18 protein-coding genes are annotated in these 22,853 nt (G+C 58.8%); 10 read left to right on the top strand and 8 right to left on the bottom strand.

What is annotated here, in order from left to right:
• Nucleotides 1–40 precede the first annotated feature (40 nt).
• From ACWJJK_RS01330 to fusA, 8 genes are all read left to right on the top strand, one after another.
• The gene (locus ACWJJK_RS01330; protein ID WP_077730779.1) at nucleotides 41–865 is read left to right on the top strand and encodes an ABC transporter permease; all 825 of its coding nucleotides are present in this window, start codon (nucleotides 41–43) and stop codon (nucleotides 863–865) included.
• A 5-nt stretch (nucleotides 866–870) separates the two neighbouring features.
• Nucleotides 871–1,719: an ABC transporter ATP-binding protein gene (locus ACWJJK_RS01325; RefSeq protein ID WP_077730797.1), complete on the top strand. Its 849-nt coding sequence runs from the start codon at nucleotides 871–873 to the stop codon at nucleotides 1,717–1,719.
• 84 nt (nucleotides 1,720–1,803) lie between these two features.
• A complete protein-coding gene (locus tag ACWJJK_RS01320) occupies nucleotides 1,804–2,535 on the top strand; it encodes an urea amidolyase associated protein UAAP1 (RefSeq protein ID WP_077730778.1) in 732 nt (243 codons plus the stop codon).
• Between the two features lie 10 nt (nucleotides 2,536–2,545).
• A complete protein-coding gene (locus ACWJJK_RS01315) occupies nucleotides 2,546–3,196 on the top strand; it encodes an urea amidolyase associated protein UAAP2 (protein WP_077730777.1) in 651 nt (216 codons plus the stop codon).
• Nucleotides 3,197–3,361: 165 nt separating this feature from the next.
• Nucleotides 3,362–7,006 (top strand): urea carboxylase, encoded by a 3,645-nt coding sequence (gene uca, locus ACWJJK_RS01310; protein WP_454128564.1) that lies wholly within the window; start codon nucleotides 3,362–3,364, stop codon nucleotides 7,004–7,006.
• Complete coding sequence (gene atzF, locus ACWJJK_RS01305) at nucleotides 7,003–8,805, top strand: allophanate hydrolase (protein WP_156880137.1); 1,803 nt, start codon at nucleotides 7,003–7,005, stop codon at nucleotides 8,803–8,805. The genes uca and atzF overlap by 4 nt, the downstream gene beginning before the upstream one ends.
• A gap of 239 nt (nucleotides 8,806–9,044) precedes the next feature.
• Nucleotides 9,045–9,341 carry a hypothetical protein gene (locus ACWJJK_RS01300; protein WP_086134699.1) on the top strand — a complete coding sequence of 99 codons (297 nt, stop codon included), beginning with the start codon at nucleotides 9,045–9,047 and terminating at the stop codon, nucleotides 9,339–9,341.
• Between the two features lie 352 nt (nucleotides 9,342–9,693).
• The gene (gene fusA, locus ACWJJK_RS01295; RefSeq protein WP_156880138.1) at nucleotides 9,694–11,748 is read left to right on the top strand and encodes an elongation factor G; all 2,055 of its coding nucleotides are present in this window, start codon (nucleotides 9,694–9,696) and stop codon (nucleotides 11,746–11,748) included.
• A 29-nt stretch (nucleotides 11,749–11,777) separates the two neighbouring features.
• Here fusA and ACWJJK_RS01290 read toward each other — a convergent pair whose 3' ends face one another.
• Nucleotides 11,778–12,512 carry a spermine/spermidine synthase domain-containing protein gene (locus ACWJJK_RS01290; protein WP_240507063.1) on the bottom strand — a complete coding sequence of 245 codons (735 nt, stop codon included), beginning with the start codon at nucleotides 12,510–12,512 and terminating at the stop codon, nucleotides 11,778–11,780.
• 504 nt (nucleotides 12,513–13,016) lie between these two features.
• Here ACWJJK_RS01290 and ACWJJK_RS01285 point away from each other — a divergent pair.
• Nucleotides 13,017–13,499, top strand: coding sequence for an MEKHLA domain-containing protein (locus tag ACWJJK_RS01285; protein ID WP_240502539.1), 483 nt, complete (start codon nucleotides 13,017–13,019; stop codon nucleotides 13,497–13,499).
• A 17-nt stretch (nucleotides 13,500–13,516) separates the two neighbouring features.
• Here the strand turns inward: ACWJJK_RS01285 and ACWJJK_RS01280 are convergent, their stop codons facing one another.
• Nucleotides 13,517–15,109, bottom strand: a complete 1,593-nt coding sequence (locus ACWJJK_RS01280) for a hypothetical protein (RefSeq protein ID WP_156880139.1) — start codon at nucleotides 15,107–15,109, stop codon at nucleotides 13,517–13,519.
• Nucleotides 15,110–15,518: 409 nt separating this feature from the next.
• Here ACWJJK_RS01280 and ACWJJK_RS01275 point away from each other — a divergent pair, with 409 nt between their 5' ends.
• The gene (locus ACWJJK_RS01275) at nucleotides 15,519–16,004 is read left to right on the top strand and encodes a DUF5063 domain-containing protein (RefSeq protein ID WP_434131333.1); all 486 of its coding nucleotides are present in this window, start codon (nucleotides 15,519–15,521) and stop codon (nucleotides 16,002–16,004) included.
• An 83-nt stretch (nucleotides 16,005–16,087) separates the two neighbouring features.
• On the opposite strand, the gene ACWJJK_RS01270 is transcribed toward ACWJJK_RS01275, so the two are convergent.
• From ACWJJK_RS01270 to ACWJJK_RS01245, 6 genes are all read right to left on the bottom strand, one after another.
• A complete protein-coding gene (locus ACWJJK_RS01270; RefSeq protein ID WP_454128563.1) occupies nucleotides 16,088–17,254 on the bottom strand; it encodes an ABC transporter permease in 1,167 nt (388 codons plus the stop codon).
• A gap of 253 nt (nucleotides 17,255–17,507) precedes the next feature.
• On the bottom strand, nucleotides 17,508–18,668 hold the full coding sequence (locus tag ACWJJK_RS01265) for an ABC transporter permease (RefSeq protein ID WP_454128562.1): 1,161 nt from the start codon (nucleotides 18,666–18,668) through the stop codon (nucleotides 17,508–17,510).
• Nucleotides 18,669–18,679: 11 nt separating this feature from the next.
• Nucleotides 18,680–19,372 (bottom strand): ABC transporter ATP-binding protein, encoded by a 693-nt coding sequence (locus ACWJJK_RS01260; RefSeq protein WP_077730768.1) that lies wholly within the window; start codon nucleotides 19,370–19,372, stop codon nucleotides 18,680–18,682.
• A 22-nt stretch (nucleotides 19,373–19,394) separates the two neighbouring features.
• Nucleotides 19,395–20,525: an efflux RND transporter periplasmic adaptor subunit gene (locus tag ACWJJK_RS01255; protein WP_454128561.1), complete on the bottom strand. Its 1,131-nt coding sequence runs from the start codon at nucleotides 20,523–20,525 to the stop codon at nucleotides 19,395–19,397.
• Between the two features lie 466 nt (nucleotides 20,526–20,991).
• Entirely contained in the window at nucleotides 20,992–21,651 is a 660-nt protein-coding gene (locus tag ACWJJK_RS01250; protein WP_077730766.1) for a GNAT family N-acyltransferase, read from the bottom strand.
• Nucleotides 21,652–22,026: 375 nt separating this feature from the next.
• Nucleotides 22,027–22,779, bottom strand: coding sequence for a PEP-CTERM/exosortase system-associated acyltransferase (locus tag ACWJJK_RS01245; protein WP_434131336.1), 753 nt, complete (start codon nucleotides 22,777–22,779; stop codon nucleotides 22,027–22,029).
• Between the last annotated feature and the right edge of the window lie 74 nt (nucleotides 22,780–22,853).

The raw sequence follows: 22,853 nt of genomic DNA, 5'->3' as shown, positions 1-22,853 counted from the left end.
GGCTCCACATTTTCTTAACGGCTTCAATCGAGGAAAGAGAATGGCAGCTCAATGCGACAGCGGCATCCCGAACCCGCGCCAGCGATGGTGGGTGATACGGGGACAGATCGGCCGCCGCGAATATCTGGTTCTCGCGCTGCTGGGCCTCTTGGCGCCGCTGGCGGCCTGGTGGGGACTGGCCCATAGCGGCTGGGTGGACAAGGTGTTCATGCCGGCGCCGGAAGAAGTGGTTACCCGGATCTACGGCTGGTTCGCCGAGGACGACCTGCTGGGCGACATCTGGATCAGCGTCTACCGGGTGACCGCCGGCTTCGCCATCTCCGCCGTGCTGGCCTTGCCGCTGGCGCTGCTGATCGGCACTTATCGGCCGCTGCAGGCGCTGTTCGAACCGCTCACCGATTTCATCCGCTACATGCCCGCGGTGGCCTTCATTCCGCTGGTGATGCTGTGGGTCGGCATCGAGGAGAGCGCCAAGATCGCCATCATCTTCATCGGCACTTTTTTCCAGATGGTGCTGATGATGGCCGAAGACATCCGCCGCGTGCCCATGGCCCAGATCGAGGCGGCGCAGACCATGGGCGCGACGCGCGGCGAACTGACCCGGCTGGTGATACTGCCGTCCGCCAAACCGGCGCTGCTGGATACGCTGCGCGTCACCATGGGCTGGGCCTGGACCTACCTGGTCGTGGCCGAGCTGGTGGCGGCCAATTCAGGACTGGGCTTCGCCATTCTCAAGGCGCAGCGCTTCCTGCAAACCGACAAGATCTTTGCCGGCATTCTTCTGATCGGGCTGTTCGGGCTGCTGATGGACCAGTCGTTCCGCTGGCTGCACCGCAAGCGTTTCCCCTGGCTTTACTTCAAGTGATCAACATGACGGCCAAGATCGAAATCAGACGAGCCAACAAGCTGTTCGACACCGGGGGACGGCACATCGCCGCGCTCGAGAACGTCGACCTCGATATTCGCGCCAACCAATTCGTCACCCTGGTGGGCGCTTCGGGCTGCGGCAAATCCACCCTGCTGCGCAGCATCGGCGGCCTGGAGGACCTCAGCTCGGGCGAAATCCGGGTGGACGGCCGGCCGGTGTCCGGTCCCGGAGCCGAGCGCGCCATGGTGTTCCAGCATTACAGCCTGTACCCGTGGCTCACGGTGCGCGAAAACATCCGCTTCTGCCGCTCGCTCAAGATCAAGCGCGAAGAGATCACTTCGGCCGACGTGGAAATCGCTTCCGGGCGTACCGACGCCCTGATAGGGCTGATGGGGCTCGCCCCGGTCGAAAACGCCTATCCCAACCAGCTTTCCGGGGGCATGCAGCAGCGCGTGGCCATCGCCCGCGCACTGATGAACCGGCCCGACATCCTGTTGATGGACGAACCGTTCGGCGCGCTCGACGCGCAGACGCGCGAGGTGATGCACGATCTCATCCTGCATGTGTTCGCGCTGGAAAGGCCCACCATCGTGTTCGTCACCCATGACGTGGAAGAGGCGATCTATCTCGGCGACCGGGTGGTCCTGATGGCGCCCCGTCCCGGACGGATCGACTCGATCTACGAGGTTCCGCTGCCACCGGAACGCGAGCAGGACATGAAGCTATCTCCCGAATTCACCGAGCTGAAACGGGAAATCCTGTCCCGCATCCGCGCCACCTCGGGGATGCAAACCGATCGCGGAATGCTGGACAAGCTCACGGCCACCGCACAGCCGGGGGCTGCCGCATGACCACGACCGGTTCCGATGCGAGCTCTGCGGCCAAGAACGGCGGCGCTTCTTTTGTGTTCATTTTTCGATGATGAGAGGTCAAGCATGACGATCACCTTCACCCCTGACCGAATCCTCTGGGAGGAGACGGTTCCCGGCGGCAATCACTGGTCCGGCCTGCTGCGGCGCGGTTCGGCGCTGCGCCTCACCGACCTGGAGGGCGGCGCCAACGTCTCGGCGCTGTTCTACAACCAGGAGGAGAAGCTGGAACGCTACAACATGCCGGATACGCTAAAGGCCCAGCACACCGCCTTCCTCACCGCCGGCCACGTGTGCTACTCCGACATGGGCCGAGTGCTGTGCTCGATCATCCACGATTCGGTCGGCTGGCACGACACCGTGTGCGGCACCAGCGACAACGCATCGATTCTGGACAAATACGGCACCGCCACGTTTCAGACCCACCGCAACGACATGTACCGCAGCGGCCGGGACGGCCTCCTGATCGAACTCGGCAAATGGGGCCTGGGCAAGCGCGATCTGGCCGCCAACGTCAATTTCTTCAGCAAGGTGACGGCGGATGCGGACGGCGGACTTCGCTTCCATTCCGGGCACAGCCGGGCCGGCGACGTGGTCGATCTGCGCTTCGACATGAACGTGCTGGTGGTGTTTTCGACCGCACCGCACCCGCTGGACCCGAACCCGGAATACCGGCCGGCGGCGGTAAAGCTGACCGCCTGGCATGCGGGGCCCGCCGGTGAAAGCGACCTCTGCCGCACCTCGTGCGAACAGAACCGGCGCGGTTTCATCAATACCGAGCGTTTCTACGCCTGCTAGGAGGACACCCATGTTGATCGAAAGCACACTCGCTCCGGAAAACGCCGTTCTCGACGAAACCTGCCCGGTCGGAGAACCGTGGACGGGGTTGGTGAAGAAAGGCCAGATCTTTCGCATCCTCGACCTGGAGGGCAACCAGGCGGTGGATACCCTCTTCTACAGCGCCGATGATCGGGAAGAGCGCTACAGTGCGGTGGATACCATACGCCGCCAGGGCAATCTTTATCTCGGGGTCGGTTCGGTTTTGTATTCCAGCGAGGGGCGGCCCATGCTGACCATCGTCGCCGACACCTGCGGCCGCCACGACACGCTGGGCGGCGCCTGTGCCGCGGAGAGCAACACTGTGCGCTATGCTCTCGACAAGCGCCCCATGCACAGCTGCCGCGACAACTTCCTGCATGCTCTGGCCCACAGCGATCGCGCCCGTCAGCTCGTCATGACCAAGCGCGACATCACCGCCAACATCAATTTCTTCATGAACGTGCCGGTAACTCCCGAAGGCGGCCTGAGCTTCGCGGACGGCATTTCGGCACCCGGCAAATATGTCGAGCTGCGCGCCGAGATGGACGTGATGGTGCTGATTTCCAACTGTCCGCAACTCAACAACCCGTGCAACGCCTACAACCCGACACCGATCCGGCTGCTGGTGTGGAACGGATGAGCGACCTCGCCGGCAGGTTTTCCATGTTGCCGAAGCACCGCGCCAGCCACGAGGCAGCCAGCCTCGGGGCATGCCATCAACCGTGATCCGATTCGCCGCGGGACGACCCGTGGCTCGCGAAAACGGCGGGACGACCCGCCCCATCCTGAAAGAGCAAGAACACCGATGTTCGACAAGGTATTGATCGCCAATCGCGGCGAGATCGCCTGCCGTATTCAACGTACCCTGCGCCGCTTGGGAATCCGCAGCGTGGCGGTTTATTCGGAGGCCGACGCCCACGCCCGTCACGTGGAAGAAGCCGATGAAGCCGTCTGCATCGGCCCGCCGCCCGCCGCCGAGAGTTATCTCCGCATCGACCGCATCCTCGATGCGGCGCGAAGCAGCGGCGCGGAGGCCATCCATCCCGGTTACGGCTTCTTGAGCGAAAACGCCGCTTTCGCCGAGGCATGCGCCGAACGCGGGCTCGCCTTCATCGGCCCGACGCCTGAGCAAATCCGAAGATTCGGACTCAAGCACACGGCGCGCGAAATCGCCGAGGCGAACGGCGTTCCGCTGCTGCCCGGAACCGGACTCCTGTCCGATGTGCGGCACGCTCTGGCCGAGACTCAACGCATCGGCTTTCCGGTGATGCTGAAAAGCACCGCGGGCGGCGGAGGGATTGGCATGCGATTGTGCCGGAGCGAATCCGAACTCGTGGATGCCTACGACTCGGTTCAGCGCCTCGGCGCCGCCAATTTCAAGGACACCGGGCTCTATCTGGAAAAATTCGTCGAACGCGCCCGCCATATCGAAGTGCAAATTTTCGGCGATGGACAAGGGGGCGTTCTGCATCTCGGCGAACGGGACTGCTCGCTGCAACGCCGCAACCAGAAGGTGGTCGAGGAAACGCCGGCGCCGGGTTTGAGTCCCGAGGTGCGGGAACGGCTTTATGCGCATGCCCTGGCCATGGGGCGCGCCGTGAATTACCGCTCGGCGGGCACGGTGGAATTCGTGTACGACGCGGCGACGGGCCAATTCTATTTCCTCGAGGTCAATACCCGCCTGCAGGTGGAGCACGGCGTCACCGAAGCGGTCACCGGGGTCGATCTGGTCGAATGGATGGTGCGGCTGGCCGCGGGCGAACGGGCGTTTTTCGAGCGCTATCGGCACCAGCCCGAAGGCTCGTCGATACAGGTTCGGATTTATGCCGAGGACCCCGGCAAGAACTTTCAGCCGTCTTCCGGACTCCTCACCGAAGTATCGTTTCCGGAAGGCGTGCGGACGGATCACTGGTTAACACGCGGACTCGAGGTGCCCGCGTTCTACGATCCCCTGCTGGCCAAGCTGATCGTGCATGCCGCGGATCGCGACCGCGCCATCGCAATCTTAAAACAAGCCCTGGCCGAAACCCGGCTCGCCGGCATCGAAACCAACCTCGATTATCTCCGCCAGATCGCGGACGACGGGGTATTCCGGGAAGGCAGCCAGACCACGGGTTATCTCGCCGGTTTCGAATATCGCCGGCGCACGCTCGAAGTGATGGAACCGGGTACCCAAAGCACGATACAGGACTATCCCGGCCGGCTCGGTTATTGGGACGTCGGGGTGCCGCCGTCGGGTCCCATGGACGCCCTCGCCTTCCGAATCGCCAACCGACTGGTCGGGAACGCCGAAGGAACGGCTGCGCTCGAATTGACCGTCACCGGTCCGACCCTGCGGTTCAACTGCGACGTGCTGATATCGCTGTGCGGCGCAGCGATGCGCGCAGAACTGGATGGCGAACCGCTGCCCCTGTGGACCGCGCATTCGGTCAGAGCGGGGCAAGTCCTCCGTATCGGCCCGGTCGACGGCCACGGCTGCCGCGCCTATCTCGCGGTCGCCGGAGGCTTCGACCTGCCCGATTATCTGGGCTCCAAATCGACCTTCACGCTTGGATGCTTCGGCGGCCATGCCGGACGCGCACTCCGCACCGGCGATGTGCTGCATCTAGAAAAGCCGGCCGCAACGACGCAGACGGGCATTCGGCCGCCGACGGACCTGATCCCGAGTTATACCGACGCCTGGGAAATCGGCGTGCTTTACGGGCCCCACGGCGCACCGGATTTCTTTACCCATCGCGATATCAAAACCTTCTTCGCCACGGATTGGGAGGTACACTACAACTCCAGCCGCACCGGAATCCGTCTGATCGGCCCAAAACCCGAATGGGCCCGGCAGGACGGCGGCGAAGCGGGGCTGCATCCGTCGAACATTCACGACAACGCTTACGCCGTCGGCGCCGTCGACTTTACCGGCGACATGCCGGTCATCCTGGGCCCCGACGGCCCCAGCCTCGGCGGCTTCGTTTGTCCGGTCACGATCGTCCAGGCCGAGCTGTGGAAGCTGGGGCAACTCCGCCCCGGCAATACGGTGCGCTTCCGGCCGGTCACCCCGGACCAGGCCCGCGCACTGGCGGACGAGATCGACGCTTCCCTGTCCCGCATCGGCGACGGCGGCACTGTTACGCGGGCGGAACCGCGAAGACAGACGACACTTCACGGGGACAATCCGCGCGCACTCTGCAGCCCGGTGCTTTACGAAAGGTCCGGCGAGGACTCCTGTCCCACGGCGGTCTATCGCCGGTCCGGCGATTGCAACCTGCTCATCGAATACGGTCCGCCGGTTCTCGACTTGGATCTCCGGTTCCGGGTTCACGCCCTGATGGAGTGGCTGAAGGAGCGGAGCATCGCCGGCATCGTCGACCTCACACCGGGCATCCGCTCGCTCCAGGTCCATTTCGATGATCGCGCGATCCCGCAGGAACGGCTGCTCGATGTGCTCATAGCCGCGGAGAGCGAATTGCCGGCCATAGACGACATGGAAACGCCGACCCGCATCGTCCATTTGCCGCTCTCCTGGGACGATCCGTCCACTCAGCTCGCCGTCGAAAAGTACATGCAATCGGTGCGCAAGGATGCGCCCTGGTGCCCCAGCAACATCGAATTCATCCGCCGCATCAACGGCCTCGACAGCATCGACGAGGTCAAGCGGATCGTGTTCGACGCCAGCTATCTGGTCCTGGGACTGGGCGACGTTTACCTGGGCGCGCCGGTGGCGACGCCCGTCGATCCGCGCCACCGGCTGGTGACAACCAAGTACAACCCGGCCCGCACCTGGACCCCGGAAAATGCGGTCGGCATCGGCGGAGCCTACCTGTGCGTGTACGGCATGGAGGGTCCGGGCGGTTATCAGTTCGTGGGGCGCACCGTGCAAATGTGGAACCGCTATCGTCAAACCGCCGATTTCCGGGACGGCAAACCCTGGCTGCTGCGCTTCTTCGATCAGATCCGCTTCTTCCCGGTCACGGCGGACGAACTGACGCGCTACCGCGAGGATTTCATCCGGGGACGCCTGAAGCTGGACATCCGCGAAGAAACCTTCAGCCTCACGGAGTACAACCGGTTTCTGGAGACCCATCGGGAGGAAATCGCCGCATTCAAGGCGAAACAGCAGGCGGCATTCGAGGCGGAACGGGAACGCTGGGCCGGTTCGGAACGGAGTTTTGCCGACGATCATGCCGTGGCCGAAGCGGCGGCGGATACCGAACTCGATCTTCCGCCCGACGCCCGGGCCGTCGCGTCCCATGTGGCCGGCAGCGTCTGGAAAATCGCGGTGGGGACGGGCGACCGGGTGGAGGCCGGCGATCTCCTGGTGATCGTCGAATCCATGAAAACCGAGATTCACATTCACGCCCCGGCCGCCGGCACCGTCTGGGGCGTTTTCTGCACCGAAGGCGGCCCGGTGGCCGCCGGGCAAGACCTGCTCGTGCTGCAAACGGAGGATAAGCAATGACCGATAATTTTCCGGCGAGTCTCGATATCGAAACCTTGTCGGCGGCCTACCGCCAGCGCCGTATCACGCCGGTCCGATTGATCGAAGGCCTGCTCGCCCGGATGGACGCCGAACACGGGCAGCCCGTCTGGATCTACCGTCTGCCGGCGGATGAAGTCCTGCGATATGCCCATGCGCTGGAGCAGCGCTCGCCGGCCGAATTGCCCCTGTACGGCATTCCCTTCGCCATCAAGGACAACATCGACCTGGCGGGAACCCCGACCACCGCCGCCTGCCCCGCCTACGCCTACCGTCCGGAGCAATCGGCCTTCGCCGTCCGGAAGCTGATCGAGGCGGGCGCGATTCCCATCGGCAAGACCAACCTGGACCAGTTCGCGACCGGCCTGACCGGCACCCGTTCGCCCTATGGCGCCTGCCCGAACGCCTTCGATCCGGGTTATATCTCGGGAGGATCGAGCTCGGGCTCGGCGGTGGCCGTGGCCAAGGGATGGGTCAGCTTCGCACTGGGTACCGATACCGCCGGGTCCGGGCGAGTGCCGGCGGCGTTCAACAATCTCGTCGGGCTCAAACCCACGCCGGGCCTCATCAGCACCTCGGGCGTCGTGCCCGCCTGCCGTTCGCTGGATTGCGTGTCGATATTCGCCTTGACTGCCGGCGATGCGCGGCGGGTGTTCCGGGTGGTGGCGACATTCGACCCGTCCGATCCTTATGCCCGATGCGATGGAACGGCGCGGCCCGAATTCGCCGAGCGCTTCCGTTTCGGAGTGCCGCGGCCCGATCAGCTCGAATTCTTCGGCGACAAGGACGCTGAGCGGCTGTTCGCGGCCGCCGCGGAACGGCTGGAAGCCATCGGTGGTCGCAGAATCGAAATCGATTTTGCCCCGTTTCTCGAAACGGCCCGCCTGTTGTACGAAGGTCCCTGGGTCGCGGAGCGCTATCTGGCGATACGCGATCTGCTGGATAGAGACCCGGATGCCGTCTACCCGGTCACACGCACGATCATCGAGCGCGGCAAGCACCACTCGGCGAGCGATACCTTCGCCGCCTTCTATCGCCTCATGGCTCTAAAGCGGGCCGCGGAGGAAGTTTGGACGCAAGCGGACATCATCCTGACGCCGACCACGGGAACGATCTACCGGATTGCCGAGGTCGAGGCCGATCCCGTTCGGCTCAACAGCAATCTCGGCTATTACACCAACTTCATGAATCTGATATGCCTCGCCGCCGTCGCCGTGCCGGGAGGGTTCAATCCGGGCGGCCTGCCGTTCGGCATCACGCTGTTTGCCCCGGCCGGCAGCGATCACGCCCTGCTGAATCTGGCCGAACGGCTGCATTACGCCGCTGGACTGACGATGGGCGCCACCGGCCAGCCCTTGCCGGCGCCTTCTTCTCAACCCGAGCGGGAAAAACCGGGCCATGTCCGGATCGCCGTCTGCGGCGCCCATTTGTCCGGACTCCCGCTCAACGGACAACTGACCCGCCGTAGAGGAAGGCTGGTTAAGGTAACCCGCACGGCGCCGAGCTATCGCCTCTATGCCCTTCCGGACGGCAAGCGTCCCGGGCTGCTGCGGCAAGCGCCCGGTGCCGCCATCGAAGTCGAGGTCTGGGAGCTGCCGGTGGCGGAATTCGGCGGCTTTGTCGCGGAAATCCCGGCCCCCTTAGGGATAGGCTCCCTGGAACTCGAGGACGGCGAATGCGTGCAAGGCTTCCTCTGCGAAGCCTATGCGGTGGCAGACGCGCTCGACATCACCGGGCACGGCGGGTGGAAAAGCTACTTGAGGGGTTGTGACCCGACATAGGCACGAACGAAACGGGATCCAATTGTTTTCTTACCGCAGTTTCAACAACGACGACTTGCGCCCAATGCTTGCGGCATAACGCTGCCGGCGCCCCATTCGGCAAACATCAAGCGAACCCTGCATCGCCCTTTAAATCTAAGTTGCAGCTTGATACGTCAAGAGTTCTTCATTAGCGTTTCACACACAAGCTTTGAAGATCGGGAGTCAACCGCTGCCATTCTTTGCCGGAGGAAGTCGTCATGATGTCTATCGCTTTCCGCGTCATCGCGGCATTCGTTGTCGTTGGAATTTCGTTGGGCGATTCAAACGCCGAACCGAAAGAGCTTTTCCAGCCGGACGTGGAGGATTGCCGATTTATCGCCAATGTAAAAGGCTCTTCGGGATACGGGAAGGACATGAATTGGCGGCACGCGGCAAAGGTTCGGGCCTTGAAGAAGGCCGAAGGGATCAGCGCCACACATGTGGTCTGGAAAAGCTTCAAGGAGCTCGGAGTGCTCAATGGCGTAGCCGATGGCGCTGCTTATCGGTGCGATTAGCAATCGATCGGCAGTTCTTGCGCTTAAACCGAGATGAGGAACGACGGAACAATCAATGCAGGCAAGAAAGGACAGGTAACACAGACATCATTTTTTTCCTTGCGCGCTGTAATCAAGCATCCGCACCAACCGATAGATTTCAAGGAGATCGGATCGGCGCCGCCGTGATCAGCATATTTCTGCCGTACGAGAAATGGTGAACGGCTCCATCCGACGGGAGCGCACCTCCGAGTTCTCAAGGTCGAATCGGCGAAACTCAGGTCCATTTTGAGAACATAAGCTAACTTGAACTCACCCCTCGTACTCCCCTACACTCGAACTCAACCCCCAAATCGCGAGAGTGAGGACGGATATGAACGCATACTCGACCGAAGACATCAGGACTATCGCACTGGTCGGACACGCGGGCGCGGGAAAGACGACGCTGGTCGAAGCACTGCTGTACAAGACGGGAATGATCAATACGCCGGGCAGTGTGGAGAAAGGAACCACTGTTTGCGACTACGATCCGCTCGAAAAAGCCCATCAGCATTCCCAGAAACTCGCCGTCACCCACATCGACCACAAAGCTACCCGCATTCACCTTTTGGATACTCCGGGATATCCCGATTTCATGGGCCAAGCCTTGTGCGCGCTGGATGCGGTCGAAACCGCGGCCGTGGTCATCAACGCCGCCAACGGCATCGAATTCACCACCGGCCGGATGATGCAATGGGCCCATGCAAGAGGATTGTGTCGAATGATCGTCGTGAACAAAATCGACGGCGACAATCTGAACCTGCCGGAACTCGTAAATGAGATTCGCGATGCCTTCGGCAAGGAATGCCTCCCGATCAACTTGCCTGCCGACAAAGGTACACGGGTCATCGATTGCTTCTTCAACGGGGACGGCAGGACCGATTTTTCGTCACCGACCGAAGCCCATCGCGCGCTGATCGATCAGGTGGTGGAAGTCGATGAAGAGCTCATGACGCAATACCTCGAACAGGGGGAGATCGCTCCCGAAACCTTGCACGCCCCTTTCGAAGAGGCGCTACGCAACGGCCACCTGGTTCCCATTTGTTTCGTTTCCGCCCGCACCGGCGTCGGTGTTCCGGAATTGGCGGACGCATTCGTAAAACTGCTGCCGAATCCCAAGGAAGGCAACCCGCCCCTGTTCGAACGCTGGCCATCCAGCACCGAGCGCAAGAACGCCGTGCCGTTCCGGTCGGAACCCGATGCGTCCAAGCATGCGCTGGCTCATGTATTCAAGGTGGAAATGGATCCGTATGTCGGCAAGATCTCGGTATTCCGCATCCATCAAGGCACCGTCGTCCCCGATACGCAACTGTTCATCGGCGAGTCCCGCAAGCCCTTCAAAGCGGGGCATCTGTTCATGCTCCAGGGCAAGCAGCACGTTCCCGCGATGCGGTGCATACCGGGCGACATTTGCGCCGTAGCCAAGGTGGATGAAATCGAGTTCGATGCGGTGCTGCACGATGCGCCCGAGGACGACCATATCCACTTGAAACCTCTCGACTTTCCCCATGCAGTGTTCGGTCTGGCGATCACTCCGAAGCGCCGGGGCGACGAACACAAGTTATCCGAGGTCCTGCACAAGCTTGAAGCGGAAGATCCCGCCCTGGACGTGGAATACGATGCCACGACTCATGAGGAAGTGATGCACGGTCTGGGCGAACTCCACTTGCAAAGGGTGCTGGAAAAAATGCAACAGCAGTACAAGCTGGAAGTGGACACTCATCCGCCCAAAATTCCTTACCGCGAAACGATCACCTCGCCGGCCGAGGGGCACCACCGACACAAGAAACAAACCGGCGGCGCCGGCCAATTCGGCGAAGTTTTCCTGCGTATCGAACCGCTGCCGAGGGGGGCGGGTTTCGAGTTCGTCGACGAGGTCAAAGGCGGCGCGATTCCCGGACAATTTATCCCGGCGGTCGAAAAAGGCGTGCGACAAGCATTGGAAACCGGCGCCGTGGCGGGCTACCCGATACAGGATGTCCGCGTCGTGGTTTACGACGGCAAGGCGCACCCGGTGGACAGCAAGGAAGTGGCGTTCGTCGCGGCCGGCAAGAAGGCCTTCCAGGATGCCGTGGCGAAAGCGCGACCCATCGTGCTGGAACCGGTGGTCAACGTGGAAATCAGCATTCCGGAATCGACGATCGGCGATGTCACCGGAGATCTCTCGTCGCGACGCGGCCAGGTTACCGGCACGGCGCCATCGCGAAGCGGGATGACGACGGTCGCCGCCCGCGCGCCTCTGGCCGAACTGAGCAGCTATCATTCACGGCTCAAATCGCTTACGGCCGGCCAGGGTTCCTATACGCTGGAATTCAGCCACTATGAACCGGTATCGCCGCAGATTCAGCAACAGCTCATGGGGCAATACAAGCCTCGTCCGGAAGACTGAGAACCCTTGACCTACCGAGACAAGCCGCGTCACCGCCAGCCGGAATAGGACAGCAGACGCAAGAAACGCGGAAACTCGACGCCCATGAGCAACTCCATTGTCTTCGCCTGCTGCTTCAGATCGGCGATCTCGGCGTGTTCGAGTCGCTCTCCGAAACCGAATCCGATCACATTGCCCCGGCCGGGAACCTGCAGGCGCATCGTGCGTCTTTCGAAATAAAGATTGAGCAGTCCCATGGACTGCCGCAGCGACTGGGTCTCCGTTCCCCACAGATTTATGGCGAGAATGCCCTCCGGGTGCAAAAGCCGGCGGCTTGCCGAAAAGAAATCCTGTTGATTTACGGCCTCCGCAAGGCCTTGATGATCGAAGACATCCACCAGAATATGATCGTACTCCGCCTCCCGACGGTCGGCTTCGGCACAGACGAATTCGTTTCCGTCCGAAACATGAACGGTGAGTCGCGCATCCTTCGGAAGACCGAAATATTCGTAAGCGATCTCGGCGACCGCCGGTCGGCACTCGACTGCATCGATTCGGCATTCGGGGAAGTGATTGAACAGGAATCTCGCGAGCGTACCGCCCCCCAATCCCAGCAGAAGAATTTTGCGCGGCTCGGGTTTGAACAGAAGTCCCGCGAGCATCGCCCTCGCATAAGAAAGCTCCAATTTATCGGGTTCGGCGAGCGACATGGCGCTCTGTTTGGGATGGGTGCCGAAATGAAGAGAGCGAACGCCGCAGGTTTCGACAACCTCGATGAGGCCCATTTCATCTCTGCAGCAATGGACAAGGGTACCGCCGTACTTCCGCATCGCAATGACTTCAGACCGAGCCAAATTCCAGTGGAAACGCGAGGCATGTCCGATCGGGCGGAACAGGTATGGTGCGCGTTTTCCCGCACAGGATTGAGGCAGATGCCCCGAATCCGATTGCAACCCCACAGACGAAACGAGCATATCGTTGTTTTAACTGATTTTTCAATCGTGGCACGCCCATTGCGTTAACATCTTTGCATAACCTCTTCTTTCGGACACCAGGGGACAGCTGACATATTCTCCATAACTGCCTACTGTATCCCTCCGTTAACCGCAAAAGCCATTTCCCCCTGTTACTCTGGTGTCCTTCTTTTTTGACGAACAGCCGATTCAGGCAGTGCCAGCGGGCACCGTCGCAATAGTGATGCTATCGGTCATTCGGGAATGCCTTCGGTACGGGCTATAATCGGGTTACGCCTACAAAGCGCGGCTTAATTTACGTCCTGAGAGCCGTACATGTCCATGACCGCTTTTCCCAAACCCAGCGAAGAGAACTGTTTCTTGGCCGATCACGTAGCCATTTTGCGGGATAGCTATAGACATTGGACGGGGCGCGAGCTGGTCGATCCGAGAATGAATCACTACGAAGCGGCGCGGTATCTGTTTTCCGCCCCGTTCGTGGTGCTTTCTCATGATACGGCCAAGGACCCGGTTTTCAACTACGCCAATCAAACCGCGATGAGCTTGTTCGGCATGGAGTGGGAGGAATTTACCGCGTTTCCCTCGCGCCTTTCCGCCGAGCGCCAGAACCAGGAAAATCGGGAACGCCTTCTAGCCGAAGTCGCCGCTCGCGGCTATATCGAGGATTATCGGGGGATTCGCATCTCGAAACACGGGCGTCGCTTTTTGATCGAGCACACAACCATCTGGAATCTGCTCGATGCCAGAGGCGTCTACTGCGGCCAAGCGGCGAGGTTCTCCGATTGGAGTTTCGTCTGAGCGCGAGCGAGGCGTATTCAAACGGAAGGTGCTGGCGCTTCGGGTGTCGTAAGCGCTATTTGGCAGAAATTCGAATTGGCTTCGATAAGCCGGGCTACTCGGAAGGTGTTTTTCTCTCCCTGCTCCTCCACGAGGACGGTATCGCCGCAACGTAGCTTGACAGGCGGAATGACTAAACTATCCGGCACATCCGTGCCCATTTTGAACAACAAACCTTTATGCGCACGGCTTCCGGGCGAGTCGGCGAAAAATCGGACAAAGCACGGACGATTTCCAAACAGTTCGACGTTGTAGCAAAACTGGCCGTTGTATATTTGTCCGCCCCGCACGACCCCCACCTGGATAATCTCATCGTCGGTGTTTAATGCGAGCAGATCGCCTATGCGAAAGACCTGCCCACCGGAATCGATGATATAAAAACCAGGAAGCTCGCTACGGTAGACCTTTACGGAACGCATGTCCCCGAAACCAATGCCTAGGGTCTCGTCCTTGGCTCCCGAACCCGAAACCAGCGCGGCGGCAAAAGTGCCTGTGGACTTTGAGCCGAGAATCTCCGGTCGCATATCCGAACTCAGGGGCGCCAATTCGAGTTGGTCCAGGTTCGACCAAAGGGATTGGGAGGCGCCGCTGATTCGGCGTGACTCGATACGGCCCACTGTTGCGGCGATTGCCTCGACTCCCAAACTGGCAGCGGCACGCCGCGCGGTCAGTTCCGGCTGATTCGGCAGACGATCGCCGAGTCTGGGGAGAACCAAGGCCAGCGGATTTTCCTCTGGCTTGCCGTCCGTCCGAATCTCGTTGCGAAATTCATTGAGCAAGCGTTCCATGAACAAAAACCTAAGACCCGGCTTGTCGACCGGGGCAGGCGCGGGCACCGGCATGATAGGTACACCGACCGACAAATCGAAACACAAGACGGCACGCGCCCCATTACTGACGGGCGTCGACTCGATTCTCACGAGATCCGCATGAGCCACCAAAAAATCGAACAGCCGCTGCATGTCCTGCTGGCTGAGCCTACTTGGAGCGGCTATCCCGAACAAGAGTATGACCTTAAAGAACAGGGGGACGGAAACCGTTCCCAAGGCTTTGTCGTCCGGGGACGAATGACAGAGTCCCCGCTCTTCCGCCAGCCGGAAAAGCCCGAAGACGAACGACCAAAAAGCCGAGGGTTGCGCCTCATAAATCTGAGCAGATCTTAGAAGGCTGTTGGCGTAGTACTCGAATGCGCGCCCGATGATCAAAGCCTGCTCTGATGGATTAAAAACGCCGGTAGATGTCTCCGCTTCCACGAGTTGCCTATAACCCGCGGCCAGCTCGCTATGAAATCTGGAGCAGAGACTGGCGATTTTCCGTGTCTTCCCATCCAATGGAAAAGGCTTGTCAAGGAAATATGACAGGAGCCCCTTATCAAGCCCCGTCACTGTCGCTCGGCATTTCTCGAGGATCGCAAAACGAAGGCGCGGCTCGATGGCGGAAGCGTTCAACGCCCGCAATACCGGATAAAGTACACGGCAGCTTTCACGGATATTGGCCACGGGCAATCCATCCAGCCAAACCGAGGCCGCTTCGATATCGAGCTTGAAAGGCAGAGCCGGATCGTGATCCATAAATCGAGAGATAGGACTTGTGACTTTACCTGAGTTTAGCCCTAAGTCGGCTTCTTACAATTCGGCTGTAGCGAGTATATTCACCCGTTACGATATCTTTGAGATCTTGATCTCAAAATCGAGCACTTCAAAGGATCGCGCAGGCATTCCTCAGCCGAGGGAATTCTGGCCTTGAACAGCTATTCCGGAACTCCTTTCCGGCATAGCGATGGACGTTCCATGCGCTACGAGGACACCGCCGCCGCAAGCGAATCGCCCCGGATTGACTAGACTTGTTCACGATGCGCTTTGGCTTGCAGCGAGCGATCGGCTTTCGAACCTCTAACGCAATGACTTCGGAGCGGCACGATTGATCGCTGAAGATGCTGGTACGATTTGGAGTCAATTGGACTTTAACCGATCAAAAAACGTGATTGACGATAAAACCCCGCTCGAAGCGGTAGCCGAAGCCGCACATGACTATTGCCGCTTGATCGAGCACGTGAGAGCCAATCATCTGGCGGACTGGCTGAGCTGCGTGCAAAGCTCATTACTGAAATTGGATACCGCCGTCAGGCGACTCGCCTCTCAAGAACCCTACCACGCGTACAAACTGGCCCACGATTTGGATGCGCGTTTCGAGTCCTATCTTCGCCTTAAACGTTACCTGGACCACTACGACGAACTCTCACCAGGGCCAGACCCTGCCGAATTCTATGACCTGAGCTTCGGAAATCTTTCGGAAAACCTGACCGATATCTATTTCGAAGTCAGACGAGGACTGGCCTCGTACGAAGCCGGAACCATCGGGGAACAGTCGGCACAGCGGATCTGGTCGAACGGCTATCGCAATTATTGGCAGCAACATCTGAAAGAGGCGCGGAAACGTCTCAACCTTATCCGTTTAGCCGGATGAGCGGCCAAAGCGCCGCCATTTCGAAATTCGCATATCGATTCACGGTCATCGGCATGCTCCTTCAGAGGTTGTAAAAAAGCCTCTCAGACAGATCGCAAGGCATCGATCAAATCCATCCTGGCGGCTTGAAAGGCGGGAAGCAAGCCGCCCAGCAGGCCCATGAACAGCGAAAACACGAGTGACTGAAACGCGATCGTCGGCGTCAGGGTAAACGTGAATGCCAGTTCGGAAAACGTCTGCCAATTGAGGGTGGAAACCGTTAGAAGTTGCATGGTGGAAGCCAGCGCGACACCGGCGAGACCGCCGATCAATCCCAAAAGCGCTGATTCGAAAAGAAAGGCGCTCAAAATACCGCCACGCCGAAAACCCAGCGCTCGCAACGTTCCGATTTCGCGGGTCCGGCTCGCCACCGCGCCGTACATCGTGATAACCGCTCCGATGATTGCGCCCAGCGAAAAAATCACGCTCAGGGTCATGCCGAGTATCTTCAGGAAATTCGCCAGCATTTCCGATTGCTCGGCGTAAAAAACCGTTTCCCGCTTGGCTTCCACCTTCATCCGCGGGTCGGCCTCGATACGGACCCTGAAGCGCTCCAACAACGAAACATCGGCGAGCTTGGCGACGACCGCGGAATAAGCCGTCCGCCGAAAAGCCTGCATCAACTGATCGGCATCGCCCCAGATTTCGGAGCTGAAGCCGGTGTTTCCGGCGTCCATCACGCCGACGACGGTCCAATCGCGCAGGCCGAAGCGTATCGTTTCCCCGATGCCGGCACCTTTGAAATTCTCTGCGATTTTCCTGCCGGCAACGATTTCGGACGATCCGGGACGAAACATCCGTCCCTCGGCCAAACGCACCTGCGGTCTTAGCGTCAGCCCTTTCTCGGACAGCCCCCGAATGGTCACATTGGAGGGTTTGTCGCTGCCCCGTTTCGGCAGCGTCATCAAAACCATGACCTCCTTGGAGGCGAGCTTCGTTCCGTTCGGCGCATAGGCGATTTCCGGCGCGCTCTCGATGATCGCAGCCTGCTCCCGCTCGATCGAGCTTTGAACTTCCGTCTCCGCCCCCTGCCGGATCAACACCACGTTGTCATCGCTTCCGGTCGCCACCAAGGTCTGCTTGAGACCCTCGGTGAGCATCAGCACGGTTGCAAATACATAGACGACCAGAGCCATCCCCGCCGCCGTCAAGACGGAGGTAGCCTTGCGCGCCCACAAGCTCTTCCACGAATAAGAGAACGGTATCTTCATCCTAGAAACGGCAGTTGGACGCGTCCGAGTGTGCGGCTGACGGGCCGGATGGCTAGGCGCGACGACGCCGTGGGGCCGCCCCCCACAAGAAGGAGCAACGCCGCCAGGTGGCCCGTCAGCCGTGCAATCGGGTGCGTAGCGGCTTCACCTAAACGGTGAGATCGATAGAAGATAGGACGGTCAGAATTCATATGGCTTTTCTGTTCCTTCTAAGCGGTCAACTGCCGTTTCTAGGTTCATGGTCGCGCTCTCGCTAGCCGATGCTGCGCAGTCCCTCGCTGACCGGGAAGGTAATGACGCGCCAGGCGGGGAACACCGCCGCCATCAGCCCGATCAGGCACGAAGCGAACAAGCCGAATTGTATGGTTCGCGAGGATATTTCGAACACCGGAAACAGCGTGCCGAACTTGGTCGCCAGAAGGCCGGCGGCTGGGAAAGCGGCCAGGATGCCCAGAATGCCGGAACCGATCGACAAGGCCAGAGATTCGCCCAAAATCAGTGCCAGCAAGTAACGTGGTCCGAACCCGACGGCCTTCAGCGTTGCGTACTCGCGCCGGCGCTCTCGGGTACTCATCGCCATGGTGTTCGCCATCACCGCCATGATGATGGCGATGACCACGAAGGAAACTATCTTGATGGCGACCAGGATAGCTTCCGTCATGGCGACGAAGCCGAGCTGGAATGCCTCCTCGGTTTCGGTCAAAGTCTCCGCGAGCGAATTCTCGAAAAGCCGGTCGACCGCATCGGAAAGTTCCGCCGCGCGACCGCCCCTATCGATCCGGAGAACAAAGACGCCTACACGCTCGGCCCGGCTCGGATCCGTTTTCTTCAGGGTTTCGTTGAGGTTGTCCCAATGAAACAGGAATAAGGTCTCGTCGGTCTTTCTTTCCGCCCCGCGATAAATGCCTCGCAAGACGAAACTCCAACTCCCCGAATAGATGGTTCCGCGCAACGGAATCACATCGCCGATCTTCCAACCGTACTCTTCCGCCAGCTTTCGGCCCGCAATTGCGCCTTTCCGGTCCTTTATGAAAGCCGTTTTCTCCGTTTCCGATAGAATGAATTCGGGGTAAAGCTCGAGATAGCTTTTCGGCTCTATGGCGAACTGGGGGAAAAAATTCCGCTCGTCGATATACACGCCCCCGAACCAATTCGAATAGCTCAGACCGGTAATCCCGTCTATCTGCCGGATGCGGTTGGCATAGCTGATCGGCAGCGGAAATATCAGGGAGATGGCGTTTCGGGTAATGAGGCGATTGGCCGAGGTCGCCTCCGCGCCCGCATACCAGGCGTCGACCACGGTTCGGAGGAGAGCGAAAGCGACGATGGCGATGACGATGCCAAGCGCGGTCAGACTGGTCCTGAGTTTGTGCCGAAAAAGATTTCGGAGTGCGAGACGCAGGAAAAACAGCATCGATCGGAGACTTAGTCCGTGCCCGATGGATCGTCGGTCAGGACCCCTTTATCCAAGTGCCGGATGGCATGCGCCTTTGCAGCGGCGCGTTGGTCGTGAGTCACCATGATGATGGTCTTGCCCAGGTTCAGATTGAGATGCTCCATGAGCTCCAGTACCTCTTCCGCCGATACGCGGTCCAAATCGCCGGTGGGTTCGTCCGCCACGATCAAGGCGGGATCGACAACTAGAGCGCGGGCGATTGCGACGCGTTGCTGCTGTCCGCCGGACAGTTGGGACGGATAATGATCCATGCGATCCGTCAGACCGACCAGTTCCAGGACCAGTTCCACGTGCTCGCGTCGTTCCCGCTTCGACAAGCCGGTCAGCAATAGCGGAAGCTCGACATTTTCGAACGCCGTCAAAACCGGCATCAAATTGTAAAACTGGAAGATGAATCCGACATGCTCCGAGCGCCAATCGGTGAGACTGGATTCCGGCAACTCGGCGATATTGATTCCGCCAACCCTGAGAACGCCGCCGGTCGGCCGGTCCAGGCCCGCGATCAGATTGAGCAGCGTGCTTTTGCCGGAGCCGGACGGCCCCATGAGAGCCAGAAAGTCCCCCTCCCGGATGACCAAATTGATATCGGCGAGTACCGGGACGATCTGATCGCCCTTCCAATAGTGTTTGGTGAGATTCTCGATTTCGACGATCGGGTTCATGTAACGAACCGGGCCGGCAGCCCTAAGATCTTTCGGCTTCGCGGACACGGATCTCCGTACCGTCCTTGATTTTTTCGGACGGACTGAGTACCACTCGGTCGCCGGCCTTGAGCCCGTTCTTCACCACCACCCACTCGCCGATACGTTCTCCGGTATCGACCGGGACTTCCTTGACCCGATTGCCGTCCAGCACGAAGGCGACGCTATCCGGACCGCGCGTCACGATCGCCGCGGGAGGTACGCCGGAAATGGGCTTCCGCTGATCGGCGGCAAGCTCTCGCGACAGAAACGCCACTTTGGCGCTCATATCCGGCAGGATGCGCTCGTCCTTATCGATAAAGCGCACCTTGACCAGCACGGTTGCCTTGGTGCGGTCCACTGTGGGCACGATGCGATCGACCGAGCAACGGAATCGATCATCCGGAAACGCATCGAGCTGGATTTCGCATGGCTGACCGACACGTACCTGATTAAGATTCGACTCAGCCACATCGACCTCGACTTCCAAGGTATTCATATCGGCCATGGAGACCACGGTCCCCTTCGACAGCATCGTCGAGGAGAAGGGCGCCAGAATGTCGCCGATATCCGCATTCTTGCTTAGGATAATGCCGTCGAAAGGCGCCCGAATGAAGGTGTAATCCAAGGACACTCGCGCCCCCTGATATGCCGCCTCGGCCGCGGCGATCGCCGATTTTGCGCTTTCCACGGCGGCCACGGCCTTTTCGTGCCGGGCAACCTCGGCATCATAGATTTCCTGCGAAACGAATTTTTTCTGCACGAGCGTGCGGGCACGGTTCAGAGCCAGGGTGGATTCCTTCAACTCCGCTTCCGCTTTCAGCAGATCCGTTCTTGCGACCGCGACATTGGCCGCAGCCTGGTTAAGACTCGCCATCAGATCGCGATTTTCGAGCTGTGCGATGATCTGATCCTTTTTGACGTAGCTTCCTTCCTCAACGTCGAGCTTTTCCAACTGCCCGGTTGCCTTGGACGCCACATCCGCCTTGGTTTGCGGCACCACATAGCCGGTTGCGTTCAGCAAGGTAAACGCTTGAGAAGGAAAAACTTTTGAAACAGTGGCGACCTCGGTCTCGATGCCGGCGCTACGAAGTTTCGAATAAACCAGAGCTCCCACAGCGATCGCAATCAGCATCGCAAGCAGTCCAATGCGCTTGCGAAGGGCCCCGATGCGAGGGGGAGCCGAAATCTCTCGCGCCGGCCGATCGATCCGTAGTTTAGAAAGGTTATTCGTTGTCACGATATGACTGATTGACAGCTAAGAGCACTATTTCGATCGGAAGCCATTACGCCCGACGAAATGAGGATTTAACGGAATGAAGCTAGCAATTGCCGAATGCCGTTAGCATACTCCAAACGCATGCTTACCGCGTCATATTGAATGTCGATTGCGGCGCAAAAACACCAAAGCGCGCTTGCGCCTGAAAGCGTCATCGTTTCAAACGGTACGACGCTCCCGGAGCGTCAACGGCTTGCGCGGCAGCCGTAAACGTTTAAGCCGACATAATGGAAAGGATGAATTTCGAAGAAAAGACGGATCTAGCGATTCCAAATAGCTCCACAATGATCGCGAATTCCATCGCCGGGTCATCGTGAATGGCTTATGCTACTTGGCGACTATAGAGATCCGAGTAGTAATAGTAGCTGTGTGCCCTGGAAAACATCTGATAAGCCCGGCTATACGGACGAAAAACCCGATCAAATCCTCTTTCCAAGTCCACAAGATAAGGCGCTCTCACGCCGCGGTGAATACAGGGGGCGCCGATTTGAAGCATGTCGACGCCTGCGTTCCCCAAGATTCTGTGAATAGAGCGGCGGCACAAAAACAGTACGCTTTTTATATCCTGTCGGAGGCAATAGTCTCGGGCAGCACGGATAAGCCCTAATAATATTTCGGGTTCCGCAGCCAATTTCGTTTGGGCTTGGCGAAAGTTGTCGAGTACCAGAAGCCGCGAAAACTCTGCGACTACGGCATCTTTTTCGTTCGACGGAACCTCGATATCAGCAATGTGATTAATCGGCAAAGCGGAGACCTTATCTATCACTAAGCGCGCAGCGCCAATCCATCTGTTTGTCAGCGGCTCCCTGACCAAGAAATGAATCGCCCGGTCGTCGTACTGATCTTTTTCCATTTCGGAAGTGAATCTACTCGCATCTTCAAATCCCTTTTCCAAGCAAAATACCTTGTACCTCAGATTGAAGTGAATCTCTTTACTTTCCGGGGTATCCGCCAATACGACCTCGTAGCGAGCATCAAACATCACGCGTTCTCCTTAAATCCAACTTAAGTCAAGCAGAGTCGGCCTATCGAACGAACAGATTTGATCTCAGGTGCCTTACCGCGACTCATCGCGCCCTGAGAGTACGCAGCTCTTCGCTGAGACGACGCTCAGCAAAATGAGCATGCGAAACACCAGGATGCGTATAAGCAAGAAAAACGCCAATGGCGGAATAACCCGGAATTAATAGCTTCGACTGAAAGTTCTTGGAGTAAACTCAGAAATTCCTCACAGCGAGGTGTCGCCGAATCGCGACACAATTCGGTGACTCACTGTATTCCCTTGAAAAATCTCGCATCTCGGTGTCTCTTATCGGCGTCAGGGTTGATCGGTACGCTACCGCTACAAAAGCATTCCTCAATACGGCCATAGCCTGCCTTTCTGGGTAATGAATTCCCAGACTGCAGGGCAGTCGCGCCTGATGCCGGACATCACTTCATCCACCGGACCAATGCATGGGACTCGCAAGCCATGATAATTAACCGGCTCGCCAATTTGAGTAAACCGAATTCCGAACCGTTTTAACAATCTCAGCAGCTGCGTTTCCATAACCGCATACCAAAGTTTGATATTGTTTTCGGCACTCATCTGCACTATCGCTTGAAACAGCCCCAAAGTGATGTGAGGAACCAATCTCCGGTCGTCCTTCTCGATGACGGGAACTTTGTGCTCAGCAATACCATGGATGGTCTCGGACTCCCCAACGCGGCGCCGAAATTGCTTCGATACGGCAAAGCGGGAGATTTCGGCTATCTGCTTTCGCTCGAATTTAAGTGAGATGCTTGATCTGTCTTCCGGAGAAATCGAACAATGGTCCTCGATCGGAAAGCCGTTTTGTGGGTTCTGGTTATCGGAAAGAACCAGCCTTACTGTGGCCACTGCCGCCTCATCAGGTTTTGACTTTAGATGCCGAACCAGGGAATGAACGGCCCTTTGATCGTATTGGTCTTGTTCCAGACCGTCCTTAAAAGTAGTTTTATCTTCAAAGGGATGCTCTACGCAATATATCTGGAACCGTAAAGCCTTAACCTGTTTGATCAGTTCATCTGTATTTGCCGGAATAACCTCGAAATGCCGATTAAAGCTATCAAACCAGTTTTCTTTTGTCATGGCCGGTTCCTAATTAGCCTAATAATTTCAGTCTAGAATAAGCTTAGCTGAATAGAACGGACTGGCTTTACATT

Source organism: Methylocaldum gracile (assembly GCF_053646815.1).
The sequence above is the reverse complement of the archived record's forward strand: the minus strand, read 5'-3'. Positions and strand labels throughout refer to the sequence as shown.

Excerpts from the sequence above, each read along its gene's own strand:
- ACWJJK_RS01325 (WP_077730797.1), top strand. The coding sequence starts at position 871 with ATGACGGCCAAGATCGAAATCAGACGAGCCAACAAGCTGTTCGACACC.
- ACWJJK_RS01315 (WP_077730777.1), top strand. The coding sequence starts at position 2,546 with ATGTTGATCGAAAGCACACTCGCTCCGGAAAACGCCGTTCTCGACGAA.
- ACWJJK_RS01260 (WP_077730768.1), bottom strand. The coding sequence starts at position 19,372 with ATGAACCCGATCGTCGAAATCGAGAATCTCACCAAACACTATTGGAAG.
- ACWJJK_RS01250 (WP_077730766.1), bottom strand. The coding sequence starts at position 21,651 with ATGTTTGATGCTCGCTACGAGGTCGTATTGGCGGATACCCCGGAAAGT.
- ACWJJK_RS01330 (WP_077730779.1), top strand. The coding sequence starts at position 41 with ATGGCAGCTCAATGCGACAGCGGCATCCCGAACCCGCGCCAGCGATGG.
- atzF (WP_156880137.1), top strand. The coding sequence starts at position 7,003 with ATGACCGATAATTTTCCGGCGAGTCTCGATATCGAAACCTTGTCGGCG.
- ACWJJK_RS01270 (WP_454128563.1), bottom strand. The coding sequence starts at position 17,254 with ATGAAGATACCGTTCTCTTATTCGTGGAAGAGCTTGTGGGCGCGCAAG.
- ACWJJK_RS01285 (WP_240502539.1), top strand. The coding sequence starts at position 13,017 with ATGTCCATGACCGCTTTTCCCAAACCCAGCGAAGAGAACTGTTTCTTG.
- ACWJJK_RS01265 (WP_454128562.1), bottom strand. The coding sequence starts at position 18,668 with ATGCTGTTTTTCCTGCGTCTCGCACTCCGAAATCTTTTTCGGCACAAA.
- ACWJJK_RS01300 (WP_086134699.1), top strand. The coding sequence starts at position 9,045 with ATGATGTCTATCGCTTTCCGCGTCATCGCGGCATTCGTTGTCGTTGGA.
- ACWJJK_RS01280 (WP_156880139.1), bottom strand. The coding sequence starts at position 15,109 with ATGGATCACGATCCGGCTCTGCCTTTCAAGCTCGATATCGAAGCGGCC.
- ACWJJK_RS01255 (WP_454128561.1), bottom strand. The coding sequence starts at position 20,525 with ATGCTGATTGCGATCGCTGTGGGAGCTCTGGTTTATTCGAAACTTCGT.
- fusA (WP_156880138.1), top strand. The coding sequence starts at position 9,694 with ATGAACGCATACTCGACCGAAGACATCAGGACTATCGCACTGGTCGGA.
- ACWJJK_RS01320 (WP_077730778.1), top strand. The coding sequence starts at position 1,804 with ATGACGATCACCTTCACCCCTGACCGAATCCTCTGGGAGGAGACGGTT.
- ACWJJK_RS01245 (WP_434131336.1), bottom strand. The coding sequence starts at position 22,779 with ATGACAAAAGAAAACTGGTTTGATAGCTTTAATCGGCATTTCGAGGTT.
- uca (WP_454128564.1), top strand. The coding sequence starts at position 3,362 with ATGTTCGACAAGGTATTGATCGCCAATCGCGGCGAGATCGCCTGCCGT.
- ACWJJK_RS01290 (WP_240507063.1), bottom strand. The coding sequence starts at position 12,512 with ATGGGCCTCATCGAGGTTGTCGAAACCTGCGGCGTTCGCTCTCTTCAT.